This window comes from Vicinamibacteria bacterium (assembly GCA_035620555.1).
In the GTDB taxonomy this organism is placed as follows: domain Bacteria; phylum Acidobacteriota; class Vicinamibacteria; order Marinacidobacterales; family SMYC01; genus DASPGQ01.
In genome coordinates, this window is the sequence record DASPGQ010000086.1 from 1 (window position 1) to 5,168 (window position 5,168).

A 5,168-nucleotide genomic window follows, 5' to 3' on the forward strand; every position below is an offset into this window, starting at 1 on the left:
GCACTCGTGGTTGCCTGGATTAGGAGCGCCCCCACCGACAGGAGGAACAGGGGCAGTGCGAGAAGCAAGGGCTTCCAGAGCAGCCCCAGAAGCGAGAGGCCGAGAAGCAAAAAGACGCCCTCGTACCACTCCGGCATCAAGGGCAGCGACAGAAGCGTCGTCGGCGTTTGCTCGTAGAGCGATTGGAACGGAGCGTTGCCCCAGACACCCTGATAGATCACGGGAGACAGAATCGGGAGGGGCCTTGTCAGGCCGGCGCCGTACATTCGACCTTCCCATCCCCGGTGCCCGAGCGTGTTGTGTCTTTCGGGCCACTTTCGTTCGAGAAGGCCTTCGGCCCTTCCGTATCCGCGCTGTTGCTTGAGGTACGCGCGCACCGAACCGCGACGGTGATGCCACACCATGGCGGAGGGAGAGAACCCGAGAGTCCACCCGCGGTCTCGCAACCGCCAGCACACGTCGACGTCGTCTCCGGCTACGCGGAAGTACGGATCGAATCCCCCGATGGCCGCGAGAGCCTCTCTGCGAAAAGCCATGTTACACCCGGGAAGATGCTCGGCCTCCTCGTCGGTGAGCAAGACGTGAGTCGGATTCCCCGGCGAGTTCGCGACGCACTGGGCGACGGGCCCGTCATCGAGAGGAGTGATGTTGGGGCCTCCTACACCCACGTGGCTCGTGGTCGAGAAAGTCTCGGCGAGGTAGGTGAGCCAGTGCGGATCCGGGTAGGCATCGTCGTCGATGTAAGCCACGATCTCGCCGGTGGCCAGCTCCAAACCTGTGTTCCGAGCTTTGCTCAGACCGCGATTCTCGGTGCTGATGACGAAAAAGCCGTACTCGCGGGCGATGGCCGCCGTCGCGTCCGTCGACCCGTCATCGATGACGATGACCTCGAAGTTCGGGTAATCGAGCTTTCGCAGGCCTTCGCAGCACTCTCGAATGGTTCGCCCGCCGTTGTAGCTGCACACGACCACCGAGATGCGTGGCGTCGCTCGTTCCGCCACGCAGGGTACCGAGTCGAATGCGTGGCGCACCGTCGCCAGAGCGGGCTTGGGTCTTCGTTGCCGGTCGGTGAGACCGAACTCCCAGTCGTCGACGTCCGCACCGGCCCGGAACCATTCGTCGGTCCAGGAAAAGATGAAGACCCCGGCGCAGCCCGCTTCGAAGGACGCGCGAACTTGCCAATCGAGAACGCTCGCCTGGGTCGTCTCCCCGTTTCTCCGACTGTCCAGCCCGACCTCGCTCATGATGAGCGGCCGATCGCCCGCAATGTTCTGGAGCCGCGCGAGGTAGGCTCTCAGGTCGGGCCGGGACTCGAGATAGACGTTGAAACAGACCAGGTCGAGAAACGGCAGCTGGAGGTATTCCGTGGTCGGATAGTTGACGTAAGTGACGAGTCCCTCGGGATCCTGCTCTTTAACCACCTCGTACACTCGTTCCAGGTAGGTCTCGACGCGACGACGGCCCAGCCAGCGGACCACTGGCGCCTGGATCTCGTTTCCGATTGCGTAGCAGAGTAGCGCCGGGTGTCCGGCGGAGGCTTGCACTTTGGCACGCACGACCGCCTCGATATCGGGGTTGCCGTTCTTGTTCCCGTCGATCAGGTAGCCGACGTACTGCTCTGCCGACAGGCCCACCATGACGCGGAGGCCGCACCGGAGAGCGACGTCGAGGAGCGACGCCGGTGGCATCGTGTGCGGGATACGCACGGCGTTGACCCCGTACGAGGCCATCTGTACGAAGTCCCGCTCGATGGCTTCGAGATCTCGATACTCGTTTCCTTCCGCGTCGGGACGAAACGCTCCGTAGGTGACTCCCCTCACGTACGTCTTCTCGTCCCCGGTGAAGAGAAACTTGCCTTTGACGCTCGGTCGGCTTGCCGACGCAGTAGAGACAGACTGCGAGTAAACTTCAGCGACACTCATAGTTGTTAGATCACGGGTGCTAGTGTCGTCGCCCGAAAGGGGACTCTGTTACGGTATCGATGATTACCGTTAGCGAATGGCGAGCACCATCGCTACTTGTGGTCGGGAAGTCCCCTGGGCGTTACGACGGAAGCCCCCCCTCCCCTCTAGCAGCGAACAGATATAACACACAGAAATGATGCCGGCAACGGAAAAACCGGCGGACATGGTTTGCAGCCGCTTTCTAACTGATCGAAAAATCCGTGGCAGTTGTCATTTTTTCCTCTCGGAAATCACCTCACACTGTGCTAATTTCTGTTCGCCCGCCGCCCGTCGATGCACCGTGTCGAAGCTACAAGGAGGCTGTCGGTGAGAGCGAGATTCATCTTCCTCGTGTTACCTCTGATCCTGATGCTCCTTCCGGAGCACGGATTCCCCCAGCAGCAGGAGCCCTATTATCTGCGTGACCGTGGAACGGGAATCCCGACCTCGATCTTCGGAACCTACGTTCGCAAAGGCGAGTTGTTGATCTACCCGTTCTACGAGTACTACCGCGACGGCAACTTCGAGTACGAGCCGTTCGAGTTCGGCTACGAGTCCCGTCAGGAGTTCCGAGGACGGTACCGTGCCCACGAGGGGTTGATCTTCATCGGGTACGGCGTTTCCGACCGACTCGCCCTCGAGTTCGAGGCGGGAGTCATCAGCGCGGACTTCACGAAGTCGGCCCAGGATCTGACACCCCTACCGATGCACATCGAGGAGTCCGGACTGAGCGACGTCGAAGGCCAGGTTCGGTGGCGCTGGAACTTCGAGAACGAATCGAAACCCGAGTTCTTCAACTACTTCGAGTACGTGTTGCCCACGGGCGAGAAGAACAGCCTCATCGGCACGAGCGACTGGGAGCTCAAGCTCGGCATCGGGCTGATCAAGGGTTTCCGATGGGGCACGCTTACCTTCCGGTTCGCCGCGGAATACTCCGAGGCGGAGAAGAGGGTCGAGCCGGGTGAATACGCCGTCGAATACCTACGGAGGATTTCCGACCGCTTTCGTTTCTTCGCCATGGTCGAGGGCTCGCAGGACGAGGTGTCGGTGGTGCCCGAGATCCAGTGGCATTTCTCCGACAAGATCTTCCTGAAAGCCAACTCGGGCTTCGCGGTGAGCTCGAAGGCGACGGACTTCTCTCCCGAGGTCGGAGTCGTGTTCGCGTTCTACTGACGCGAGTCTTCTGCCCCGGATTACGGCTGCGCCGCCGGGTCCGAGTCGGCCTTCTTCAGTGTCATGCTCGTACTCGGATCGAATGCGATGGGACGCAGCCGCCAGCGTGTGGCAAACGCGGCCATCCGCATCGTGTCGTCATCGAGAAACTCCACGATCGTGTGCACCGAGTGGGTGAGCTGCGGAATATTTCTCACCGTCAGCGGAATGGGAGTCTTCGAGAAATCGATTTCCATGTTTCCGTTGATGAGCTGGGTGGAGCCGGACTCGGCGTCCTCGAATAGGAACTCGCATCGGCCGTCGTGAAAGAATCGAAAAACGAGCAGCACATTGCCCGATTTCCCCGTCCATACGCCGAACAAGTTCTCCGGACGAGGTGAGTGAACGCATGAGGAAACTGATGCTGCGCAGAGAACGAGAGCCAGAGCCCTGAGCTCGAGTTTCATACCTCATGTCTAAACTAGGTGACGCTTCGAAGCGTGTCAACGGCAGAAGCGGAGGAGCACCGCCGAAAGCGATTGTGCCGGTCGGCGAGCTTCGCTAGAATCTTTGAACAGAGCATCCCTTCCCCCCGGTGATCTCTGGTGTCGGGCTCGCCGCCCCGTCGCCGGTAAACATCAAGCGAACCGATCGAGCGCTGACCAGAGAAAGGGACATTATCCGATGGAACGCGTCCAGAAAGCGACGTCCGGTACGGGAACGAAGCGAGCAATCGTTTCCCGTGCTTCGCGCATCATCCGGAGGTCGCCCCATCGATTGCTGCTTCTGTCGCTCCTGGGAGTGGGGCTGACGTGCGGGGGTCCGAGCGCGGGCCCCGTCGCGGAAGAGCGGCGCTTTATAGCCGAAGGGCCGCTCCTCGAAGAGGAGATGCCGCCCGATCTGACGGTGGCCTTTCTCGCCGACCAGGGGCACAACAAATGGTCGGAAAGGGTGCTGAGCCTCGTCAAGTTGGAGGGGGCGCAGGCAGTAATCCACCAGGGTGACTTCGACTACGAGGACGACCCAAGAGCCTGGGAGCAGCAGATCGACCAGGTACTCGGTCCCGAGTTTCCCTACTTCGCTTCCGTCGGCAACCACGACAAGGACCGATTCTACGACCGCGGAGGCTACCAAGAACGACTCGCCCGGCGTCTGCTGCGGCTGGGAATCCCCTGGGAGGGGGAAGTCGCGGTGAAATGCGTGATCGGCTGGCGCGGACTGACGATGGTTTTCACCGGCCCGGACATCATCGGGGAAGGTCACGACCTCTTCATCCGCGAAGCACTGGCCAGGTCGCGCTCGCCCTGGAGAATCTCGAGCTGGCACAAGAACATGACATCGATGCAGCTCGGCGAGAAGGACGATGACACCGGCTGGGGTGTCTACGAGGAGTCCCGGCGCGGCGGTGCCATCGTGGCCACGGGCCACGAGCACTCCTACTCGCGCACGTTCTTGATGTCCCGTTACGACCAGCCGACGATCGCCGGCACCGAGGATCCCTTCCAGCTCGCGGTCGATGATCCAGGCACGCTCGAGGATGAAGGGCGCAATTTCGCCTTCGTCAGCGGACTCGGCGGCAAGAGCGTACGCGACCAGAATCGCGATGGCCCTTGGTGGGCCTTCCGCTACACGTCCAATCAGGGCGCGAAGCCAGGGGCCCTGTTCGCCACATTCGCCTATCGAGGGGATCCCGCGCTCGCGCGCTTCTATTTCAAGAACATCGACGGCGAGATCGTGGACGAGTTCTTCGTCCGAGGTTTGGATCCGAGTCCTCGCGAGCCCACGAGCCAATAGGATCGACGCGAACCCTGTCGTCAGGGGATCGCGACCGTCTCCGCAATCTCGAATCGGGAGAGGCTGCCGCCATCACGCTGGTTCGCGGTCCAGACGAAGCGACCCCCGTTCGATTTCTTGAGACCTTCGGGGCGGGCTCCCGCGTTGGGGCTAACCTCCTTGCGCGCGAGGAAAGCCGGCTTCGCTCTCCCGTCCAGAACTCCGTCCATGTCGACGAAGAGCACCGAGCCCGATTGTCTTCGCTCGTTCGCGCTCCGCTCGATGTTGATCGCGGCGATG

General features: G+C 61.4%; 5 protein-coding genes. 2 read left to right on the plus strand and 3 right to left on the minus strand.

The features are described 5' to 3' along the window. Window positions 1-1,922: glycosyltransferase (locus VEK15_03530; GenBank protein ID HXV59739.1), on the minus strand; the 1,922-nt coding region annotated here is incomplete at its 3' end. Between the two features lie 348 nt (window positions 1,923-2,270). Here VEK15_03530 and VEK15_03535 point away from each other — a divergent pair. After that, on the plus strand, window positions 2,271-3,116 hold the full coding sequence (locus VEK15_03535) for a hypothetical protein (GenBank protein HXV59740.1): 846 nt from the start codon (window positions 2,271-2,273) through the stop codon (window positions 3,114-3,116). 20 nt (window positions 3,117-3,136) lie between these two features. Here VEK15_03535 and VEK15_03540 read toward each other — a convergent pair whose 3' ends face one another. Then, entirely contained in the window at window positions 3,137-3,562 is a 426-nt protein-coding gene (locus tag VEK15_03540; protein HXV59741.1) for a hypothetical protein, read from the minus strand. A gap of 217 nt (window positions 3,563-3,779) precedes the next feature. Between VEK15_03540 and VEK15_03545 the strand changes: the two genes are divergently transcribed. Continuing rightward, window positions 3,780-4,889: a metallophosphoesterase gene (locus tag VEK15_03545; GenBank protein HXV59742.1), complete on the plus strand. Its 1,110-nt coding sequence runs from the start codon at window positions 3,780-3,782 to the stop codon at window positions 4,887-4,889. A 20-nt stretch (window positions 4,890-4,909) separates the two neighbouring features. Here VEK15_03545 and VEK15_03550 read toward each other — a convergent pair. Then, window positions 4,910-5,168 (minus strand): hypothetical protein (locus VEK15_03550; protein HXV59743.1); only part of this gene is annotated, 259 nt, incomplete at its 5' end.

Coding starts and splice junctions, on each gene's coding strand:
- VEK15_03540 (HXV59741.1), bottom strand. CDS start 3,562: ATGAAACTCGAGCTCAGGGCTCTGGCTCTCGTTCTCTGCGCAGCATCA.
- VEK15_03545 (HXV59742.1), top strand. CDS start 3,780: ATGGAACGCGTCCAGAAAGCGACGTCCGGTACGGGAACGAAGCGAGCA.